A 21,593-nucleotide genomic window follows, 5' to 3' on the forward strand; every position below is an offset into this window, starting at 1 on the left:
TATCTATTAGTAGAATAAAAAAAGCGTGTTTTTTGTTTTTAAAATTGTTGTGAACGGCGGAACAAATGGCGTCTCGTGTTCGTTGTAACTGTTTGTTTTTTATAATGTTTAGTTCTATTTATAGATTTTGATTATATTGTATCGAATCATTCGATGAGTAGACGATCGTGTATTTGTTTAATTTTATGAAAGTAAAAGTCAAACAATTTGATCATTTAAGGTATTATATAAATAAACTTTCTTTTAATATGGACAACAACGAAAAAGACATTAGCAAATGCCCATTTCACAATGGAACGATGCGCAACGCCGTTGCGGGAGGGGGAACCCAAAATCAAGATTGGTGGCCAAATAGACTTCGTGTGGATCTTTTGAGACAACATGCGACAAAATCAAATCCAATGGATGAAGGTTTTGATTATGCTGAAGCTTTCAAGCAGTTGGATCTGGAAGCCGTTAAGAGAGATTTGCATGCATTGATGACAGATTCACAGGATTGGTGGCCCGCAGATTTTGGACATTATGGTCCCTTATTTATTCGGATGGCCTGGCACAGCGCAGGAACCTATCGTGTAAGCGATGGCCGTGGTGGTGCTAGTACCGGACAGCAGCGTTTTGCTCCTTTAAATAGTTGGCCAGACAATGTGAGCTTGGATAAGGCACGTCGACTATTGTGGCCGATCAAACAAAAATATGGTAAGAATATTTCCTGGGCAGACTTATTGATCCTAACGGGAAATGTTGCACTGGAATCAATGGGATTCAAAACTTTTGGCTTTTCAGGAGGACGTGTAGATGCTTTTGAACCGGAATTGGATGTATACTGGGGATCGGAAAAAACTTGGTTAGGTGGTGATGTACGTTATGCACATGGTTCTGAAGGTGTGGTTGAATCGCATGGTGTTTTATCAGCGGATGATAATGCTGATGGTAAAGAACATTCGCGCAATCTCGAAAAGCCTTTGGCAGCTGTACAGATGGGATTGATCTATGTGAACCCAGAGGGACCAGATGGAAATCCGGATCCTATTGCAGCGGCAAAGGATATTAGGGACACTTTTGGTCGTATGGCGATGGATGATGAGGAAACTGTTGCGCTAATCGCAGGAGGACATACTTTTGGAAAAACACATGGTGCCGGACCAGCCGATAATGTTGGTAAGGAACCTGAAGCTGCTGGGATTGAACAGCAAGGGCTCGGATGGAAAAGCAGTTACGGTACTGGGGTCGGTACAGATGCCATTACCAGTGGTCTGGAAGTTATCTGGACCCAGAAACCCACAGAATGGACGAACCTTTTCTTTAAAAATCTTTTTGAAAATGAATGGGAGCTTACAAAAAGCCCCGCTGGCGCACATCAATGGGTAGCCAAGGGAGTGGAAGCCACTGTTCCTGATCCTTTTGACCCAAATAAAAAACGCAGACCGACGATGTTGACAACAGATCTGTCTTTGCGCTTTGATCCTGTTTACGAGAAGATTTCGCGTAAATTCTATGAGGATCAGGATGCTTTCGCCGATGCTTTCGCCCGTGCATGGTTCAAATTGACACACCGTGATCTGGGTCCGCGTGAACGTTATCTTGGAGCTGAAGTACCCAGCGAAGAATTGTTATGGCAAGACCCCATTCCAGCCGTAGATCATGTATTGGTCGACGAACACGATGTCGAAGATTTAAAAGCCACTATTTTGGCTTCAGGGCTTAGTATCGCGGAGTTGGTGACGACTGCATGGGCTTCGGCTTCAACATTCCGGGGATCTGATATGCGTGGTGGAGCAAATGGAGCTCGAATTCGGTTAGCGCCACAACGTTATTGGCAGGTTAATAACCCAACGCAATTACAAAAAGTGCTAACTGTGCTGGAACAGGTCCAACAGGACTTTAATGGTAAGCAACAGGGGGGTAAAAAAATATCTCTAGCCGATTTAATTGTCCTTGCCGGTGCGGCAGCAGTCGAGCAAGGGGCAAGAGCTGGTGGACACACGCTCAAAGTTCCGTTTAATCCGGGACGTATGGATGCTTCTCAGGAGCAAACTGATGTGGAATCAATGGGATATTTAGAACCTATTGCTGATGGCTTTAGAAACTATCGAAAGGGTTCCTACACAGTTTCCACAGAATCATTATTGATTGATAAAGCGCAATTATTGACTTTATCTGTTCCGGAATTGACCGTTTTAATCGGTGGTATGCGTGTACTACAAGCTAATTTTGATGGCTCTCAGACGGGGGTCATGACCGAACGTCCTGGACAGTTGACCAATGACTTTTTTGTGAACCTATTGGACATGGGAACAGCTTGGACAGCAATTTCGCAGGATCGGGAACTCTTTGAGGGAACAGACCGTAAAACGGGCGCAAAGAAATGGGTTGCTGGACGTGCGGATCTGGTATTTGGTTCTAACGCCGAATTAAGGGCTGTTGCTGAAATCTATGGTAGTGCTGATGCGAAAGAAAAGTTCGCGAAGGATTTTGTCGCTGCCTGGAATAAAGTGATGGAGTTGGATCGTTTTGATTTACACAGATAACTGGACGGAGCACCGCTCACTATTATAATCTCAAAGCACAGTAGCGGCGCCTGACAAGCGATTAATAATAGGAAGGCCTGTACACGATCAGTCGTACAGGCCTTTTTTGTGTTGTATACAAAATTAAAGGGGGATAGTAGGGGTAAAATTCCGCCAAAATTCAGGAAGTACGAAAAACTTTTTGGCGGAATTTTACCCTATTTTTTTATTGAATTACAATTTGTTTTTTGCTAATAACTTAGTCTATTGTCTTTAATCCCATAATTTGTTGCTCAGCTTTCTCAAGCCTAGATTTCGGGTAAAAACAAATTCCCCTCGGGGTATGGAAGATTCTCCGAGGGGAAAAGTAAATCATCCTCGGGGGATGCAGGATTCTCCAAAGGGAAAAGTAAATCATCCTCGGGGGATGCAGGATTCTCCAAAGGGAAAAGCAAATCATCTACGGGGTATGGAAGATTCCCCGAAGGGAGAAGTAAATTTTCCTCGGAGGACAGAAGATTCCCCGAAGGGAAAAGCAAATTCCCTTCGAGGGACGCAGGATTCCCTAAAGGGAAAAGTAAATCACCCACGGGGGATGGAAGATTCCCCTAAGGGAAAAACAAATTCCCCTCGAGGGACGTAGGATTCCCTAAAGGGAAAGTATAGTCTTCTCCTGAGATTTTGCATTTCAGCAGATGAATTTACCCAGAAAACGTGAATGTAACTACTATTTTTATCGTTGCTGAGGCTTAATCATTACCGCATTCCAAGCCAGCACCTGTACACCTGGAGAGTAGTGTATAAGCGCAATATTTTCGTTGTGGAGATGAATATCACCAACTCTATAGTTCAACTGGCATTCTTGCAACTGCACTGAAAATAAGGGCCATTCCGAATGATGGATGTCGAAACAATATATTCCATCGGGTTTGTCCAGGTAAAGGCAGTAGCGTTCAGTAAGCCAGGTATCAAGGCTAGATTTGATTTTAACCTCATCGGTCACAGCAAAGATCGTTTTCAATCTAAAGTCCCTTTCTTGGTTAAGATTGTGATACCCTTGCGTATTCCGCAGCATGGTGGACTTTTCGTAAGGTAGACCCGATAATTTTTTTGCAATGAATGCGGATAAGGATTTACTGGCTTCAATATGGATAAAATAAACACCCTTTTTACCATCCTGATCGATGTAGGTACGTACATTGATCTCATAAAAGTCCGAGATAGGCGGGAATGCAGGCAAATTTCTGGGACGGATATTTTTCATTTTGAAAGCAACCAAAGATACATAACAGCTACCTTCATGCTGATCGATTTGTAATTCGGCGGGAACTAATGGGCGGAGTAGATCATAATGGACTTGAAAATGTAAAAAAAGTAGATCAAGCCATTCCTGATAGTATCGCCAGGGGTTAGTTGACATAGGCCATGGACGATGATTATCATCGCTTAAAATTGTTTTAATTTTCTGCGCCAAAATCATCAATTTATGCCTCTAAGATCATTTTAATCTCGCTTTAACCAAATTTTAATTTAATATATGAAGAATTATGGAATTTTCTTTGGGCTTTTCCTATTTTGTGAAATAAAATTCAAGATTTGTGCTACTTTTTGTTGTTTGATCGGTGGTAACTTTGTGTTGTTTTCAAAGGGAAACTTGTTACTTTGTTAGTTTGCAACTATGTGGAAGCACTTTATTTTTCTAATTACAGTTCTGTTTGTTTCATTTAAAAGTTTAAATGCAAACAGTATTGTACCGAAAAGTGATAGTTTTCATTGCGGCATTTCTTCCCTAAAAACTGAACCAAATAAAGCTGATTTTCCGCTTTCAACCCTGCTAAAAATAGACAATCCAAATTTAGATCCTTTATACCCATCGATGCAATCCATCGCCGAATTGGACGTCGAGAATAATCAGGATTGGTTGACAGACCGCTGGGTAGTTATGGTCGATTTGCTTTGGCATGAATTACTGCCTTCAACACCGCAAAACGATTATCGTTATCTACATGTTTTGGATATTGAACCGATTCCCATAGCACGGTTCCTGCTTTTTGAGCAAATAAAAATCCCCTTTTAGCGATTTAGAGCTTTCATTCTTGAAGAGAGCTGAAAGAAAAATCGTAATTTCTATTCTAAATTTATTTTATTGATTTCTTAAAATATACCAATGCACGAGCTAAGTATAGTGAAGGATATCTTCGATACGCTGACCTCACATTACGAGACCAGAGTGGATGATATCCAGAAAATTCAGGTGACAGCCGGACTATTGTCCAATGTGCAGCCTGTGCTGATCCAAAATGCTTTTGACGCATTTATCACCGAAAATACCCATTACCGCGATATGGAAATGGAGGTTGTGGTAAATGATATCATTGCCTATTGTGAGCACTGTCAGAAGAATTTTCCTGTTCATTTTCACCGATTTGTCTGCGATTGTGGGCAGCCTTCGAGTACAATTGTTCAAGGAAATGAACTCTATATTTCCAAAGTAATTTTTAAACACGATTAAAAAATCATTTATCATGTCAGACAATACTCAAAATCCTAAAAGTTTAGGTAACCGCGTCGGTTCGGTCCAATGTGAAAATACAACCCTACATTTATTAAAGGCAAATGATTTTGTCGCCAAAAGTATTCGCGACAGGCTGAAAGATGTATGTGTGATCAATGTATGCTCTTCTCCGGGGTCTGGTAAAACAACCTTGATGCAAGAGACTGGAAAGCGTCTCTCAAAGGATCTAAACATTGCTGTGTTGGTGGGAGATCCTGAAACGGAACGTGATGCGATCCGTATGCGTGATGTTGGAATCAATGCATTGCAGATCGTTACAGGCGGTATGTGCCATATCGAAGCACAAATGATTCTGCAGGCACTGGATCACATCGATATCGAAGGCATTGATTTGTTATTTATCGAAAATGTCGGAAACTTACTTTGCCCTTCGGCTTTTGATCTAGGTGAAGACTATCGGGTCACTTTACTGGCGACAACTGAGGGTGATGATAAACCAAAAAAATACCCACGTATGTTTTTGACCAGCGAATTGATGCTTGTTTCAAAAGCAGACTTGTTACCTTATGTGCCTTTCTCTGTAGATGCCGTGACAAAAGATGCACGTGAAGTCAATCCAAACCTGGAAGTGATTACGATCAGTACCTTGAATGGAGATGGCCTAGATAGCTGGTGTGACTGGTTGAAAGAGAAAGTCCAACTGAAAAAAGAACAACAGAAAGTAGCTGCGGCGAAATAGTAAATTTGCGAAGGTGATCAACGATCAGATCGAACGATGGTTGATCACAGCGCAAAGTTTGAATGATATATCCTATACAACAATGAATAGATTGCCTGTAACGATAGATACCATTGTGCCCCAGTACCAAGCCATCACTGATCAGGTAGATCGGGTATACATCGAATGGTTTGAAATTAATAAACGCCGTTTGACCAGAAATACCTTGTTTGGAAATACGATCTTGATGCAATTGGAGCAGGGGCAGGAGTGGCATCATGGAGATGCGCTGTACCACAATGGAGAACTGCAGGCAATCGTCACTGTTAAGCCGACCTTGGCGATCAGGTTTAACCCTTCGGATTTGGTTCAACTGGCAGATTTTGGTTATTTCGTCGGTAACCGACATTTACCGATATTCCAGGTTGATCAGCTCCAGTCTCTCCATTTGCCGTATGATGGTCGACTCTATGAGCAAATTGCAGCAAAATATGGTACGTCTGTCCAATTGGAAGAAGCGATATTGCTGTCTGAAAATCGGATTCGCCAGCAGCTAAAGAATAGCAGAAAGCATGAAAATTAGAATATATATAGTGCTGTTGTCACTGGTCTTGCTTGTATGCTTACAAGCCTGCCAAAACCAACAGTCCAATGCAAGTAAAAATGGGGTGAAGGCCATGGATAGCCGCGGCAAGGAAATCTCATTGGAGCGACCGGCCCAACGTGTTGTTGTCCTGTATCCCTCTCTGGTGGATGAGGTTTATATGCTACAGGCCAGTGACCGATTGGTCGGCATTCCTGAGCAAGTCTATCAAATGGAAGATACCTATGCTTTTTTATCGAAATTAGACCCACGTATCGTTCAGAAAAGTATCGCTACACCAACTTTTGGTGGTCAGGCCAACAATGTAGAAAGCATCGTAAGCCTGAACCCCGATCTTGTTCTGACATTCAATACCGATCAGGATAATATCACACAGCTCGAAAATTTGGGTATTCCTGTCTTCACTTTTTCATCGAAAGATGAAACCAGTATCTTTAACGAATTGATCGGAATGGGAACGCTTTTGGACAAGAAAGCACGGGCTGAGGAAATTGTGAAATTTGTCGGCGATGAAGTTAAAAAGATGGCCGTTCCGCTCGATCAACCGCAAAAGAAGGTCTATTATGCCTGGTCCAAAGGACGTGTACTTTCGACCTCGGGAAGAGGTAGTCTTATCGATATGGCCATCCGCCTATCTGGGGCGACAAATGCCTGTCCTTTGGAAATGGAAGCGCCAAACGTAGGCGCTGAAACGATCTACAAGTGGAATCCCGATCTCATGATTCTATGGAATTCCAAAAGTTCTGATGTTTACAACCTGAAAGAATTGGCCGCACTGCCTGCCGTAAAAAATAAACAGGTATTTGTGATGTCACCGTCCTTTCCTTTTGATCCACATACCGTGAAATTTATGCTCTTCGCCAAACAGGTGCGGCATTGGTGTTTCCCGAGTTATACCAAGGAGCAACTCGATCAGGATATGACAATGGCTTTTGAAAAATTATACGGTAAAGCGGGGCTTCTGCAATGATACTTCAATTAAAAAAGCTTTTATTGCTGGTGATATTGCCATTAGTGCTGCTCCTGCTTTCATTATTGATTGGCTCAAGTCAGCATATTGGTTTTATTGAACTCTGCCAACGTATCGGATTGGAATTAGGGCTTTATAAAGGAAATGATACGACGGTATTGATGGGCAGCATGGATACCATTTTGTGGCAAGTACGTTTACCGCGGATTTTATTGACCTTTATGGTCGGTGCCGCCCTTGCCTCATCTGGAGGGACCTTACAGGCTATCTTTCGCAACCCGATAGTAGACCCATTTACGTTGGGAATATCTTCTGGTGCTGCTTTCGGTGCCGCCTTAGCCATGCTGTTTCCACTTTTGTCTGTCAATGTTTCGGCATTTCTTTTTGGTGTCTGTGCTGTGGCCTTGACTTACTTGGTATCCAATGCCGGTTTAAAAACATCCATCATTGGGATGGTTTTGGCAGGAATGGTTATTTCGGGGGTATTTACAGCGATGCTTACCCTGTTACAATATATCAGTGATCCTTATAAATTACAGGCTATTGTGCAGTGGACGATGGGAAACCTCCATACCGCCTCCTGGTCAAAAGTGCAGAACGCCTTTTTACCGATAGTGATCGGGTTGATCATATTGATCTTATTGCGTTGGAAATTGAATTTGTTGGCATTGGGAGATCAGGAAGCGATTGCTGTGGGGGTGAATCCAAAACTCCTGAAATTGCTGATGATCGGGGTTGCGACCATGATCACCGCATCAGCTGTTGCTGCGGTAGGCGTGATTAGCTTATTTGGACTCATTGTTCCACATATCAGCCGCATGATTTTTGGTCCCAACAATAATATTGTCGTATGGGCGAATATCAGTATCGGTGGGACATTCCTGTTATTGATTGACGATTTTTCACGTGCAGTCATGCCTTTCGAAATTCCGATAGGGGTATTTACAATGATTATTGGCGCGCCACTCTTTATCTACCTGATGCGCCGGAACGAAATTAACTGGAACTCATGAGCAAATCCATCCATATCAAAAACCTATCCTTTGCCTATGGTAAGGATACTATTTTGCGGGACGTCAATGTGTCCTTTCCGGAAGGAAAGCTTTCGGTTATTCTGGGCCGGAACGGTAGCGGTAAGTCGACCTTGTTCAATGTTATTGCCGGGTTGGAGAAACATTATCAGGGATCGGTATTGATCGGTGAGACGGAACGTAGAAACTGGAAGGTAGGTAAATCAAATGCGCTTAAACTGGGTTTTTTAAATCAGTTTCATCAGACAACTTTCCCTTTTAAGGTGGCAGATGTTATTTTAACAGGACGTGCATCATTCTCCCGCTTTTCACCGCGCCGTGAAGATTTTGAGGCTGTGGATGCAATTCTGGAAAAATTTAATCTCGCACATTTAAAAGATAAATCTTATACTTCCCTGTCAGGAGGCGAGCGGCAGCTGGTCTTGCTTTGTCGGGTATTGGTGCAACAGCCTGATCTATTGCTTTTGGATGAACCGACAAACCATCTTGACCTGAACTATCAGATTGCCGTTTTGCAGACCGCTAAAGAACTGGTCAAGGAGGGAACAACGGTGCTCTGTGTGATGCATGACCCCAATATGGCCTATCTTTTTGGTGACCACTTTTATTTGATGCAGGACAATACACTGGTCGATCTACATGGAATGAACAGAGAGCAGGTTCGAAAAGTATTGGAACAGACCTATGAGTTGCCATTGATCAGTTTGGAAAACCAAGGGAAATGGATGTTTGCACCCATGCTTCATGCACATGACTGGGCTCCGATAAAATCCCTTGAACTGGAAGGCGTAAATAATAAGCTATAAAGGCTGTAAACAATGTGCGGATAAGGTACAGATCCTAGTGGCGGCATGGACGCTAAAAACGAAAATAGTATGAATAAAATAGGCATGCAAAGGACAGATTCAATCAGAAATATTGCGATAAGTACAGTCACTGTTCAGGATCTGGAAACGGTGTTACCTTATGTTATTGAATTTCGGAAACAGCTGTTTCCCATGCTTGACCCGCAAAAGATTCCCAGCGATTTGCTGGACTTTAAACAGCTGTATCTGGATGGGCAAACTGGAACATTTCTACAGGCAAGGGAAAAGAGCGGAAAACTGGTCGGTGTGATCGGCATGCTCGCTTATGACTATCGATTTCCGCATCTCGGGTTAGACACCCGAAAGACTGTTGAGGTCGCGCGTCTTTTTGTCGACCCCGATTACCGTCGTTCTGGACTTGGAACAGCACTTTTCCACCAATTGACAAAGGTGGCCAAGGAGAAAGCGGTCGAAAGACTTTACTTACACACCCATCCTTTTTTGGAGGGAGCCCATGAGTTCTGGTTAAAACAAGGATTCTATCTCAAAGAATATTGCGATGAATCGGGCTTCCCGACAATTCACATGGAGCAAATGTTAGAACAACCCAATCACCGGAAATATTCAGCGGAACTGGAATTGTCGAAATAAGGCAATTCGGTTTTGTGAACTGCATTCGCGCTGAATGCAAGAAATAAAATAAATCAGCACTAGAAGATAAAAAATAATTCCAGAGGAACTGTCCCTGTTTAGCATCTTATTTCAATAAGATCATCGTAGGTGAGTTTTAAACAGGGTATGTGCCATCTGGCTAATGAAAAAATACAGATGAAAAACACAATGAAAGCACTCGCTTTCGCATTATTGGCAAGTGCTGTCACACCAGCAGCTGTTTACGCCCAACAGAGCTTTATGATTTTTGGGAAGATACAGGACGAAAACGGAAATCCAATTCCAGGAGTGACTTTGACACTTGAAAACCAAGGACAAAAGATCAGTACTGCCACGAATGGCGAATTTGCTTTTACTACAGCGACAACCCTTCCGGTACAATTGCGCGCCGAAGCGATCGGCTATAAATCACAACTTATTCGTATTGATGAGACTACCTGGAATCCGAAAAAAGGAATTCGACTCATGATGGAAGAGGGAGGGCGGACCTTGGATGAAGTATTGGTTACCGGCCGTCGTAATAATTCCTATTTGACCAACAACATGGAGTTGGGCGGTAAGTTCGCTGGAAAGCTGAAAGACCTACCACAATCTGTGGCTGTACTGAGTAAGGAATTTATCGAAGATAAGCAAGCATTTACAACAGGGGCACTGGTGCAGGACCTTGCAGGTGTCACTGAGGCTTCATCTTATGATGATGTGGTGATCCGTGGTTTTAAAAGCGGTTATGAAACTGGAGTCCGTTTGGTGAACGGTCTACGTTCGGGCTATGGTTACGGCAATAGTTATTATAATTCCCCACTAACAATCAATCTCGAAAACCTTGAGGTGCTGAAAGGCCCCGGAGCTTCTCTATTTGGCGACATTGTACCCGGTGGTACCATCAATATGACGACGAAAAAGCCTTTGGAAGATTTTAAAGGTCATGTCAGTTTTGCTGCCGGAAGCTTTGAAACCATGCGCACCACAGTGGATCTGGGCGGTCCATTGGATAATGCAAAACGAATTCTCTATCGCTTTAATGCAGGCTATGAAGATACCAAAACCTTTCGCGATGTGAACCGTCAAAAACGGATGATGCTGGCACCTTCATTTACATTTAAGCCCGCTGCAGGGACAACCGTAGACATCGATGTGGTATACAATCAGTTCAACGGTTATCTGGATCGGGGAATGGGGATAAAGGAAAATAACTTTTATGCCCTGCCACGTTCGTTTACTTTAAGTCAGCCTTCTGATTTCTATAATTCTAAGACTTTTTCATTCAGTGGACGATTGGCGCAAAGGCTGGCGGAAAATGTGAGCCTGAACCTGAGCTATATGAAATCCATCTATCAGGAAGATGTCAACGAGCACCGTACGCTAAATACTTTTGCGGATGCTCCACATAACACCATCATGAATATGCGTTTCTTTGACCGTCATGGCCGTGATTATACCGACAACGTCGTCGGATATGTCAAATGGGATCTGCTCGGGGATAAAATTGACCACCATATCGTTGCGGGGATTGACTTCGCACAGTATCGTGGTGACAAAGAAAATCAGTTACGGGAAGCCAGACAGCAAACTGTGGATGGCAAAGTGGTGCCATTGACTTTTGACCTGAACAACCCGACCTATACCACACATGATCTAACCAACTACGTCTGGCGTACACAGGTCGCTTATCCTTTTTTGAGTCCCTATAAAACGACCGGTAAATACATACAGGATCAGATCAGCATTGCGGATCGTCTGAAATTAATTGTGGGGTTGCGGCATGAACATTATTCTTCGGAAACTATTGACGGACAGAATCGCTTTCATGCTACACAAAATGCTTTGTTACCCCGTTTCGGTCTGACTTATGGAATCAACAAACAGATGAATTACTTCGCAAGCTACTCGCAGGGTTTTGTACCGGTCGGCGCTAATTTTATCCAGAACTATAAAGACTATGGTGCAGATAAGCCTTTTGAAGCTGAACGTAGTTTTCAAATTGAAACAGGGCTGAAAACGGGCTTTTTTAAGGATCAGCTGCAAATGGATCTTTCCTTGTTTCAGATCGAGCGTAGAAATATGCTTATTGCGACAGGAACAATCAATGATTCGGGATTACCGGAGTATAGACAATCTGGAAAAGCATTGTCGCGGGGCGTGGAACTGGATGTCCGCGGGCAGCTGACCAAAGAATTCCAGGTGATGGCAAATTATACGTTTAACCATACCGAAGTGAAGGCTTCTTCTGTTGCATCTGAAGTTGGGCAGGCGCTACCGGGAGCACCTAAAAATATGGCCAGCGCATGGTTAAAATATGTATTCTCCAATACTTCCTTAAAAGGACTCGGCTTTGGTGCTGGTGTTTATTATGTTGATAGCAAACGCATGGACAATAGCATTGGGAAGGATAGCGAAGGAAATGCCCTTTGGGGACAATGGCCTTCCTATACGACAGTTAATGCGGCGGCTTATTATCATATCGGGGCCATGAAAATGGCGCTTAACCTTAACAATGTATTTGATAAATACTATTTCTTAGGGGGATTTGACTACACACGTGCCTTCGCAGGGGCACCAAGAAACATTATGGTTTCAATTGGATATTCATTTTAATTAAAAAAAACAATCAAAGTAGGTTTTTCGACAAATTTAGACTATTTAATTCAAGATTTGTACTAGTGATTGGCCTGCTTTGGTTGTAAATTTGGGCAACAAATAATAGGATTGTGAATACAATGATTAGGCATAGTTTAGTTTTTTTAGTTTTTCTTTTGAGCGTCCTGCTCCTGAAAGGAATGACTATTTCTGAACAGCTCAAAGTTCATAATTCCTCAGGTACATATCTTGGTTTATCCAGCACACATAAACAAATTGATAAAGCTGTTGATCAACCCGAAAGAGAAAATATAGTTGCTGCTGTACACGATCATGACCTTTATGATGTCAGTGAACAGGTCGACTTAAAAGATGAATGGAATAAGCTCCTCGGTTGGAGCGTATTGTACATTTGTCTTTTTATATTTTGTTATCCTGTATGCCTCAACATGCGGAATAACAGAACACCTTACTTGGATCGATTGGTCCTACCACCAAAATACATTCTTTTCCAAAGTTTAAAGATCCCATTTCAGGGATAATCCTTTCCTTTTCTTACAACGCTGAGAACTGAAACGCTATGCCGTAAGCTTTTGCTATGGGCTTCGTTTACCAGGTTTTTTGAACGATTTTTTAAAGTCGTCGGGGCTTGTACTGACTTGTTTTCGACTGAAATAACAACAATTTAAATAATATTTTATATGCATTTATTACCTAGAGAGACAGAGAAGCTATTGCTTCATCTTGCCGGTGAACTAGCGAAAAAACGTAGAGCTAGAGGACTTAAACTAAATTATCCGGAGTCTATTGCATTGATCAGCAGTGAGCTTTTGGAAGCTGCACGTGATGGCCGTACTGTGGCTGATTTAATGCAGTATGGCGCGACATTATTGACACGTGAAGATGTCATGGAAGGTGTGCCCGAAATGATTCACGATGTGCAGATTGAGGCGACTTTTCCGGATGGTACCAAATTGGTGACCGTTCATAATCCGATTCGATAATTGTTAAAAATAGAATTTATGATTCCAGGAGAATTTTTTATAGCGGATGGCCATGTCATCTGTAATGAAGGTAGAGAAGTTACGACGATTACCGTAACAAACACAGGGGACAGACCAATTCAGGTAGGTTCACATTTTCATTTCTTTGAAGTGAACAAGATGATGGAATTTGACCGTGCAAAAGCTTTTGGCAAGCGATTGAATATTATTGCAAGTACAGCGGTGCGTTTTGAACCGGGAGAATCCAAAGATGTAGAATTGGTTCCTTATGCAGGTGCCAGAAGAATCTACGGGCACAACGACTTGGTAAACGGTGATACTGAAACCGAAGTCGCGAAAGAAAATGCAATGAAAAAAGTGAAAGAACAAGGCTTTAAAAACAAAGTATCATGAGTTTAAAAGTTAGCAAAGTAAATTATAGCGCCATCTTTGGTCCGACAAGTGGCGATAAAATCCGTTTAGGCGATACCGATATCATTATCGAAGTTGAAAAGGACTACGCTTATTATGGCGACGAAGCAAAATTTGGTGGTGGTAAGACCGTACGTGACGGTATGTGTCAATCTTCCGTTCACACACGTGATGAAGGTACCTTGGACATGGTGATCACAGATGCTATCGTGATTGACCACTGGGGAATTGTGAAAGGTGATATCGGTATCAAGGATGGTAAGATTGTCGGTGTCGGCCGTGCTGGAAATCCGGATACAATGGATAACATTACGCCAAATATGATTATTGGCGCTTCTACCGAAGTGCATGGCGGATCTGGCTATATCTTAACACCGGGGGGGATAGATACCCATATTCACTATATCAGTCCTACACAGGTCGAAACAGCCTTATACAGTGGTATTACTACGATGATCGGCGGTGGTACCGGTCCAGCGGACGGAACAAACGCAACCACCGTAACACCAGGGAAGTGGAATATCCGTCGTATGATGCAAGCGGTGGAAGATCTACCGATGAACTTTGGCTTCTTTGGAAAAGGAAATGTGGGAACTGAACAACCCATTGTTGAACAGATTGAAGCCGGAGCTTTGGGGGTTAAAATTCACGAAGACTGGGGTGCTACACCCGCAACAATTGATAGAGCATTAACGGTAGCTGATAAATACGATGTACAGGTTGCCATTCACACCGATACATTAAATGAAGCGGGTTTCTTAGAAGATACCATTCAGGCGATCAACGGTCGTGTAATCCATACCTTCCATACGGAAGGTGCCGGTGGTGGTCACGCTCCGGATATTATCAAATCGGCAATGTATCCAAATGTATTGCCAGCTTCCACAAATCCGACACGTCCATTTACAAAAAATACGATTGATGAGCACTTGGATATGTTGATGGTTTGTCACCACCTGAGTAAAGAAATTCCTGAGGATGTGGCTTTTGCCGATTCACGTATCCGTCCGGAGACAATCGCTGCTGAGGATGTATTACAAGATCGTGGTGTATTCAGCATCATGAGCTCAGATTCGCAGGCAATGGGCCGTGTAGGTGAGGTTATCACACGTACCTGGCAGACAGCGGACAAAATGAGAAAACAAGTGGGGCCGCTACCTGAAGATGAAGGAAAAAACAACGATAACTTCCGTGCACGTCGTTATGTCGCAAAATATACAATCAACCCAGCGATTGCACATGGTATCTCAAAATACGTAGGTTCTATCGAACCGGGTAAAATCGCAGATATGGTTATCTGGCGCCCAGCCTTGTTTGGTGCGAAACCGGAAATGATTATCAAAGGTGGTATGATCATCGCGTCCAAAATGGGGGATGCCAATGCATCCATTCCTACACCACAACCGATTATCTTACGTACAATGTTCGGCGGATTGGGAAAAGCTGTTCATAACACCTGTTTCAACTTTGTTTCCAAAATTTCATTCGAAAACGGCATTAAAGAGGAATACGGCTTAGCAAAAGGGGTACTTCCTGTAGAAAACTGTAGAAACATCTCCAAAAAAGATATGATCCACAACGACGCTACACCCGAAATTATCGTTAATCCGGAGAACTATGAAGTAAGTCTGGATGGAGAAATTTTGCGTTCACAGCCGATTGATACCGTTTCTTTAGGACAGTTGTATTTCTTGTTTTAATCTGTATGGAGACTACCATGGCTTGATCTTGCATCAGGTCATTATAAATGAAAAACAAATAAAACGGTCATGAGTAGCGCTGATGATCAATGGGCAAAGGAAGGCTCATGATCGTTTTATTGCCCTTAAAAACAACGATATATCAATGAAAAATTTAAAAATATTTTTGGGATGTTGTCTGGCAATAGCCTGCTTTTCGATACAATCGGCTTCTGCTCAAAAAGGCGGAATCATGCTGTATGGTTCGCTCAATTACCATGAAACCGCTGCTGGCCACCAATTTAGTGCGGCACCAGTGGGCGTAGGCTATTTTTTTAATGACAACATGAATGTGGGGATAAATTATGGGTTCAACAACGCCTATACGAAGGCGCTTGACTTTACGGATCATTCCCATGAAGTTGGTCCATTCTACAGCAACACCTGGCCGTTAGGAGAACATTTTATGTTGATCGGTCAAGTGGATGCACATTACATTTGGGGTGACCAGCATGTTGTTAATGCATCCGGAGGCATGGTGGATGGAAGCTACAATGGTTTCCTGTTCAGAGTGTATCCGTTAGTGGGTATTGACCTCGGAAAAGGCTGGGCTTTGAAAGCAAAAGTCGCGGAGCTCTCTTACAAGAAGAAGCATGGTAAGGATGCTGTTATTCCAGATGATCACGAGGTGATTACAGGGATCAATGGATCAACTGTGGGATTGGGATTGTCAAAAAATCTATTTTTTTAAAGCACGAAAATGATTATCACAGAAATCACAAGGAATATCAATCGCGAGCAGAACAATAAGCGTCATGATCTGCTGTCGATTGAATGGTATGAATCCACCAAACGTATTCAGCGACTTCGTACAGCGGAGGGGATGGATATCGCTGTAAAACTATTGGGCAATACTTCCTGCTTGCAGGACGGCGATATCCTGTATGAAGACGAAGAAAAAGTAGTTGTGGTTACCATCAGACCTTGTGAAGTTATTAAAGTGATGGCAATTGATTTCCTTCAAATTGCTTTTGTCAGCAGTGAAATAGGAAACAAACATTTGCCTCTATTCGTAGAGGCAAATGAATTGCTGATGCCCTACGAACGCTCCATGTACGAGTGGTTGACCAAAAATGGATTTGACCCTGTGTGCTGTATGCAGCAGCTGCTGAACCCACTCCACGCAAACGTAGACCCAAAGCATCATCAAAAGTTGAAATTTTCAACAAAAAATATTCCGCTGTTCATTCAGAAGCAGGAGGATATTGGTACAGCGCCAGCCGTTGAATCTACAAATAATGAATAAATAATTTATGTCAATGAAAAATACTTTTCTGGGCAAATTGCTCCATCTCGCAGATCCGACGCTACCGATTGGTGGATTTACCCATTCAAATGGGCTGGAAACCTATGTGCAGCAAGGCTTGGTCTGTGATAAAGCAACTACTGACAACTATGTCCGCCATAATTTATGGTACAATCTAAAGTATAACGATGCTGCCCTGATGAAATTGGCCTACGAAGCCACCACATCGGAGGATTTAAATGCATTGATCGCTTTGGACCAGGAGTGTACAGCATTGAAAAGTCCAAAAGAGATCCGGGAAGCCAGTAAAAAACTGGGCGTACGCATTTACAAAATATTTAGCCGTTATCAACAACAGGATTTTGTTGTTGCCTGGGGCAAATTGATTCAGAAAAAGGAAGTAGATAGCCACTATTGCTTGATGTATGGTATGCTGGCTTCGTTATTGGAAATTCCTTTGGAAGAAGCATTACATGGCTTTTATTACAATGCGGCCATCACCATGGTGACGAATGCCGTGAAACTCGTGCCGCTCGGACAGCTCGATGGTCAGGATGTTCTTTTTGGCCTACACGATGATATACTTGGGCTCTGTCACGAGACTTTAGCAGTTGAACGAAATTTAGTGGGGCTGTGCAATATCGGATTTGATATCCGATGCATGCAACACGAACGATTATATTCTAGAGTTTATATCTCTTAAAATCAAATAAAATGGAAAATAGAAAATATGTTAAGATCGGTGTCGGCGGTCCGGTGGGTTCCGGCAAAACAGCGTTATTGGAAAGATTGAGCAGACGTCTGGCAAATGAGTTAGATCTGGCGGTTATTACAAATGATATCTACACCAAAGAAGATGCGGAGTATATGGCGAAAAATAGCTTATTACCCCGCGAACGTATTATCGGTGTTGAAACAGGAGGTTGTCCACATACCGCGATCCGTGAAGATGCGAGTATGAATCTGGAAGCTGTAGACGAACTGGCTAGCCGTTTTCCTGATCTGGAACTTATTTTGATCGAAAGTGGGGGCGACAACCTAACTTCAACCTATAGCCCAGATTTGGCAGATATCACCATTTTCGTCATTGATGTCGCTGAGGGTGAAAAAATGCCACGTAAAGGTGGTCCTGCGATTACACGTTCGGATCTGTTATTGATCAACAAGAAAGACTTGGCGCCTTATGTGGGTGCAAGCCTGGAGGTCATGGAACATGATGCCCGTATGATGCGCAAAGGTGCTCCATTTTTGTTCTCCAATTTGAAAACTGGCGACGGTCTGGAGGAGATTGTGGGCTGGATCAAGAAATATGCATTGCTTCAAGATATTGAAGAACCTAATTTACTTCGTTAATTATGATTTGTTCTTTAGCCGTCAAAATAGCACATCGTGAAGGGAAATCCTTTATGAAGGATGCTTATGTCACTCAACCTTTTCGCATTGTCCCTGTCGGTCAATATCAAAAAGACAATGCGGCTTATTTGATGATCATGAGTTCCTCACCGGGATTATTGGATGGTGATGATCATCAGATCAAAATTGATATTGCGCCGGGAGCAAAATTACAGTTGCAGACGCAGGCTTATCAGCGTCTGTTTCATATGAAGGGGCATTCTTCGCAAACAATGCAGGTGACCCTGGGCGAAGATTCCGTGTTTTCCTATGTGCCTCACCCAGTGGTGCCACAACATTCCTCTCATTTTTTGAGCCACAATATTATCCATCTTGCTTCCAATTGCCATCTACTACTAAGTGAAATCGTGACCTGTGGAAGGAAAATGTCCGGGGAGGAATTTCAGTACAATCATTTTCAGAATCTGACGGAATGTTATGTGAATGGTCGACTGGTTGTAAAAGATAATGTGCTGTTACAACCGGATCGTATGCCCATTCAGGGATTGGGCATTCTGGAAGGGTACACACACCAAGGGACGTTGATTTACCTGAATAGTGCCGGGTTAAGTCCAGATGAATGGATCGAAGCATTCTATGAAAAATATGGAGAAACCAAGGATGTTGCCTTTGGTATCAGTGCTTTGCAACATGATGGTTTTATGGTGCGTGTGCTGGGCTATGGTGCCGAGCAACTTTACCTTCTTTTTAAAGAGATGCAAAGTGCTTTGTGGGAAAAATTATTCCTGAATTAAATAACGGGGACTGAATACAATTTTTAAATAACAAATTATTCTAATGAAAAATAACATCCTGGCTTTTGTTAAAGCTGTTTTTAAGGGATTTGGACAGATTATGTTACAGGGTAACATCTGGACTGGAGTCCTGTTTATTGGGGCTATTATTTATGATTCCGCACTCATGGGATTTGCCGGGATACTGGCGAATCTTGTTGGGGTAATAACAGCGAAATTGATGAAGTTTGACGAGGACCATATTAATGATGGGCTCTTTGGATTTAATGCCACATTATATGGGATTGCGTTGGTCTTTTATTTTCAGGCTAATATCTGGGTATGGGCTGCCTTGATCATCGGTTCTGTATTGACCACGATTTTAATGGGCTTTGCACTGAAGAAAAATATTCCTGTGTTTACGTTTCCTTTTATCATGATCACCTGGATTGCGCTATATGTATTGAGTATTCCAGAATTGGCTTTACGGACCGTTCCAGAGCACTTTGTGGATATTGAAGAAATGGACGATTTCCTTATTGAAGGACATGCCTTTGGTCAGGTTATTTTTCAGGGTAGCTTAATTGCGGGACTGATCTTTTTTATTGGCGTCTTTATCAGTAAGCCGATCGCGGCATTATATGCTTCCGCCGCTGTCATTATTAGCGTTTATATCTCGCATCATGGGCATGAGTCAACTGATATGACCAACAACGGTATCTTTAGTTTCAATGCGGTTTTATGTGGAATTGCGTTAAGTGGCCAACGCGTCAGAGATGGTATCTATGTACTCATTGCGGTTATAATAGCGACCTATTTTGATCATTGCATGATCCACAATGGTTGGACGACGCTAACCTTTCCTTTTGTGGTCGCGATGTGGGCAATGGAGCCTGTCAAACGACTGGACAATTGGTTGGTGGCTAAATTTTCTGCGACAGCGGAGACTTCCTAGTCTTTTTTTTACTAAAATTTTATCTGATGTTGAAATTTCGTTTCATAAATCTATTCCCAATAATGCTCTTATTGGGAATTCATATAAACACCGTATATGGGCAGGTAAGTCCGCCTGGGCTTGGTAAAGCCAAAACGGCCTCCTGGTCGGTGTTGGGCCTGCGACGCAAGCTGGACAGTGCCGGAACAAAGGAAGCACTGACCTATATCGGCCTGGGAACCAAAAGTACACCCGAGGACTCCAATCCTTTTCATAAGCAGGCCATCTGGGTGTTGAATCATGAGGTCTATAACAAATTTGCGCCGAATCAGCAATATAGCTATGCGCTGAGCTACAGGCGTCAAAATGTATATGATGGAAAAGCGCCCTACCACAATGAAGGAGTGGAACAGGAATTCCGGTTGTATGGACGGTATGCGTATACTTTTAAACTGGCTGAGCGCTGGAAATGGAAAAATACACTACGGCAGGAGTTCCGGAAATTTTTTACAGCAAACTTTCATAAAGCAGAAGAGAACTTCCAGTTTAGAACCCGACTAAAATCGCAGGTGAATTTTAAAATATCCGATAAAAATAAGCAGGAACTGGCACTGAGTGCCGAAGGTCTTTTTGCAATCAGTAAACTGAATGAACCGGATGCTTGGTCGAGCTTTGGGTACAAGGAAACGCGTTTGGGCTTTTACTACATGACAGATATTCCAAAGACACCATTACGATTGGATGTCGGCTATATGAATGATTTGATCAAGGGCTATGATCAGGTGGATTTCGGGGTGCATTATCTGGCGGTCGATCTCATTTGGAACCTGCCTTACCATAAACATTAGTCTGCCATAAACTTATGTTTTCGATAATCACTGGGTGAATACCCGGTGATTTTTTTAAATAACCTGGTGAAATAGGAGGGCGATTGGAACTTCAGTTCGAAAGCTATCCCCGCAATATCTCTCGTGGCGTCCTGCAAGAGGATCTGGCTATGCAAGATGCTGATTTCAGTAATCCATTGCTTGGGTGGCTTATTGGTTGCCTCCTTCACACACTTGTTTAGGTAGTTTTCGGAGATATGCAATAGATTGGCGTAAAACAATACATTTTTATGGTCAATATGGAACTTTTGGACATATTCCCGAAAGCGAAATGCAATATCCAACTGTCTGCTCATCGGTGCCTTGGTTTCGATATCCGATTTGATGACCTTCAATAAGATGCATTGCATCATCGAGATGCATACCTCCATCACGCGACCTTCGGTAAAAAGTTCTTCTTCCAAAAGAATCAGCATTTGCTGAATCCAATTGGCAACATGCGGTTTTAACGTCGTGAAGGGATGGGAATTGAAAAATTTGATGTCATTGATCCCAAGTTCGATATCAGTGACAATTTCGTTTTCATAAACGACAAAAAAGCCTTCGACATCGTCAGATATGGCCAGTGTTGCGGTGATATTCCCTTGCTTGATATTGATGACTTGGTTTTCAGTCAGCGTATAGGAGGCTGATTCCAAGTGTTGTGTCAGGGAACCTTTCGTTACGAAAATTAGAAAATTGAAGGTAGTACGATAAGGAATGACGGGCATTAAGATGCTCCGGAGATAATTTTCAATTCGATAAACCTGAATTTTATTTTCGTTAAATAAATTATGCTCAGAAACATCAGGTAAGAATAACTTTTTATACTCGTAATTGTTGATGATCTTAATCGAATTTTTCATT

The 21,593-nt window shown here is 42.5% G+C and carries 23 protein-coding genes and 1 pseudogene; 22 read left to right on the forward strand and 2 right to left on the reverse strand.

Annotated features, from left to right (window positions below):
* Positions 1-248: 248 nt before the first annotated feature.
* Positions 249-2,528: a catalase/peroxidase HPI gene (gene katG / locus ACK8HY_RS02565; RefSeq protein ID WP_416132683.1), complete on the forward strand. Its 2,280-nt coding sequence runs from the start codon at positions 249-251 to the stop codon at positions 2,526-2,528.
* A gap of 322 nt (positions 2,529-2,850) precedes the next feature.
* Complete coding sequence (locus ACK8HY_RS02570) at positions 2,851-3,150, forward strand: hypothetical protein (protein ID WP_416132684.1); 300 nt, start codon at positions 2,851-2,853, stop codon at positions 3,148-3,150.
* A gap of 90 nt (positions 3,151-3,240) precedes the next feature.
* Here ACK8HY_RS02570 and ACK8HY_RS02575 read toward each other — a convergent pair whose 3' ends face one another.
* On the reverse strand, positions 3,241-3,981 hold the full coding sequence (locus tag ACK8HY_RS02575; RefSeq protein WP_416132685.1) for a YqjF family protein: 741 nt from the start codon (positions 3,979-3,981) through the stop codon (positions 3,241-3,243).
* Between the two features lie 204 nt (positions 3,982-4,185).
* Between ACK8HY_RS02575 and ACK8HY_RS02580 the strand changes: the two genes are divergently transcribed.
* The 20 genes and pseudogenes from ACK8HY_RS02580 (at position 4,186) to ACK8HY_RS02675 (ending at position 20,708) form a co-directional block, all read left to right on the forward strand.
* Positions 4,186-4,584, forward strand: a complete 399-nt coding sequence (locus ACK8HY_RS02580) for a hypothetical protein (protein ID WP_416132686.1) — start codon at positions 4,186-4,188, stop codon at positions 4,582-4,584.
* Positions 4,585-4,674: 90 nt separating this feature from the next.
* On the forward strand, positions 4,675-5,019 hold the full coding sequence (locus tag ACK8HY_RS02585; RefSeq protein WP_077435628.1) for a hydrogenase maturation nickel metallochaperone HypA: 345 nt from the start codon (positions 4,675-4,677) through the stop codon (positions 5,017-5,019).
* A 13-nt stretch (positions 5,020-5,032) separates the two neighbouring features.
* Positions 5,033-5,761: a hydrogenase nickel incorporation protein HypB gene (gene hypB / locus ACK8HY_RS02590; protein ID WP_120258501.1), complete on the forward strand. Its 729-nt coding sequence runs from the start codon at positions 5,033-5,035 to the stop codon at positions 5,759-5,761.
* Between the two features lie 13 nt (positions 5,762-5,774).
* Positions 5,775-6,323 carry a hypothetical protein gene (locus tag ACK8HY_RS02595; RefSeq protein WP_416132687.1) on the forward strand — a complete coding sequence of 183 codons (549 nt, stop codon included), beginning with the start codon at positions 5,775-5,777 and terminating at the stop codon, positions 6,321-6,323.
* Positions 6,313-7,314, forward strand: a complete 1,002-nt coding sequence (locus ACK8HY_RS02600) for an ABC transporter substrate-binding protein (protein WP_416132688.1) — start codon at positions 6,313-6,315, stop codon at positions 7,312-7,314. The genes ACK8HY_RS02595 and ACK8HY_RS02600 overlap by 11 nt, the downstream gene beginning before the upstream one ends.
* A complete protein-coding gene (locus tag ACK8HY_RS02605) occupies positions 7,311-8,327 on the forward strand; it encodes a FecCD family ABC transporter permease (RefSeq protein WP_416132689.1) in 1,017 nt (338 codons plus the stop codon). Before ACK8HY_RS02600 ends, ACK8HY_RS02605 begins: the two co-directional genes overlap by 4 nt.
* Complete coding sequence (locus ACK8HY_RS02610; RefSeq protein WP_416132690.1) at positions 8,324-9,151, forward strand: ABC transporter ATP-binding protein; 828 nt, start codon at positions 8,324-8,326, stop codon at positions 9,149-9,151. The genes ACK8HY_RS02605 and ACK8HY_RS02610 overlap by 4 nt, the downstream gene beginning before the upstream one ends.
* Before the next feature lie 69 nt (positions 9,152-9,220).
* A complete protein-coding gene (locus ACK8HY_RS02615; RefSeq protein WP_416132691.1) occupies positions 9,221-9,802 on the forward strand; it encodes a GNAT family N-acetyltransferase in 582 nt (193 codons plus the stop codon).
* 177 nt (positions 9,803-9,979) lie between these two features.
* Entirely contained in the window at positions 9,980-12,418 is a 2,439-nt protein-coding gene (locus tag ACK8HY_RS02620; protein ID WP_416132692.1) for a TonB-dependent siderophore receptor, read from the forward strand.
* Between the two features lie 113 nt (positions 12,419-12,531).
* On the forward strand, positions 12,532-12,942 hold the full coding sequence (locus ACK8HY_RS02625) for a hypothetical protein (protein WP_416132693.1): 411 nt from the start codon (positions 12,532-12,534) through the stop codon (positions 12,940-12,942).
* 159 nt (positions 12,943-13,101) lie between these two features.
* A complete protein-coding gene (ureA, locus tag ACK8HY_RS02630; RefSeq protein WP_077435612.1) occupies positions 13,102-13,404 on the forward strand; it encodes an urease subunit gamma in 303 nt (100 codons plus the stop codon).
* Between the two features lie 18 nt (positions 13,405-13,422).
* Positions 13,423-13,728 (forward strand): annotated as a pseudogene (gene ureB / locus ACK8HY_RS02635) (urease subunit beta); the annotation flags it as partial.
* A gap of 65 nt (positions 13,729-13,793) precedes the next feature.
* Positions 13,794-15,515 (forward strand): urease subunit alpha, encoded by a 1,722-nt coding sequence (gene ureC / locus ACK8HY_RS02640; RefSeq protein ID WP_108632385.1) that lies wholly within the window; start codon positions 13,794-13,796, stop codon positions 15,513-15,515.
* A 145-nt stretch (positions 15,516-15,660) separates the two neighbouring features.
* The gene (locus tag ACK8HY_RS02645) at positions 15,661-16,245 is read left to right on the forward strand and encodes a hypothetical protein (RefSeq protein WP_346084622.1); all 585 of its coding nucleotides are present in this window, start codon (positions 15,661-15,663) and stop codon (positions 16,243-16,245) included.
* Between the two features lie 9 nt (positions 16,246-16,254).
* Positions 16,255-16,800 carry an urease accessory protein UreE gene (locus ACK8HY_RS02650; protein ID WP_416132694.1) on the forward strand — a complete coding sequence of 182 codons (546 nt, stop codon included), beginning with the start codon at positions 16,255-16,257 and terminating at the stop codon, positions 16,798-16,800.
* A gap of 13 nt (positions 16,801-16,813) precedes the next feature.
* Positions 16,814-17,503 carry an urease accessory protein UreF gene (locus ACK8HY_RS02655; protein ID WP_416132695.1) on the forward strand — a complete coding sequence of 230 codons (690 nt, stop codon included), beginning with the start codon at positions 16,814-16,816 and terminating at the stop codon, positions 17,501-17,503.
* Positions 17,504-17,514: 11 nt separating this feature from the next.
* Positions 17,515-18,153, forward strand: coding sequence for an urease accessory protein UreG (gene ureG, locus ACK8HY_RS02660; protein WP_077435600.1), 639 nt, complete (start codon positions 17,515-17,517; stop codon positions 18,151-18,153).
* 2 nt (positions 18,154-18,155) lie between these two features.
* Positions 18,156-18,947 carry an urease accessory protein UreD gene (locus ACK8HY_RS02665; protein WP_165306253.1) on the forward strand — a complete coding sequence of 264 codons (792 nt, stop codon included), beginning with the start codon at positions 18,156-18,158 and terminating at the stop codon, positions 18,945-18,947.
* A gap of 43 nt (positions 18,948-18,990) precedes the next feature.
* Positions 18,991-19,881 carry an urea transporter gene (locus tag ACK8HY_RS02670; RefSeq protein WP_416132696.1) on the forward strand — a complete coding sequence of 297 codons (891 nt, stop codon included), beginning with the start codon at positions 18,991-18,993 and terminating at the stop codon, positions 19,879-19,881.
* A gap of 26 nt (positions 19,882-19,907) precedes the next feature.
* Entirely contained in the window at positions 19,908-20,708 is an 801-nt protein-coding gene (locus ACK8HY_RS02675) for a hypothetical protein (protein WP_416132697.1), read from the forward strand.
* Here the strand turns inward: ACK8HY_RS02675 and ACK8HY_RS02680 are convergent.
* Positions 20,705-21,592 (reverse strand): helix-turn-helix domain-containing protein, encoded by an 888-nt coding sequence (locus ACK8HY_RS02680; RefSeq protein ID WP_416132698.1) that lies wholly within the window; start codon positions 21,590-21,592, stop codon positions 20,705-20,707. The two genes, ACK8HY_RS02675 and ACK8HY_RS02680, sit on opposite strands and share 4 nt — an antisense overlap.
* Between the last annotated feature and the right edge of the window lies 1 nt (position 21,593).

The organism is Sphingobacterium sp. NGMCC 1.201703, from assembly GCF_047784615.1.
Classification (GTDB): domain Bacteria; phylum Bacteroidota; class Bacteroidia; order Sphingobacteriales; family Sphingobacteriaceae; genus Sphingobacterium.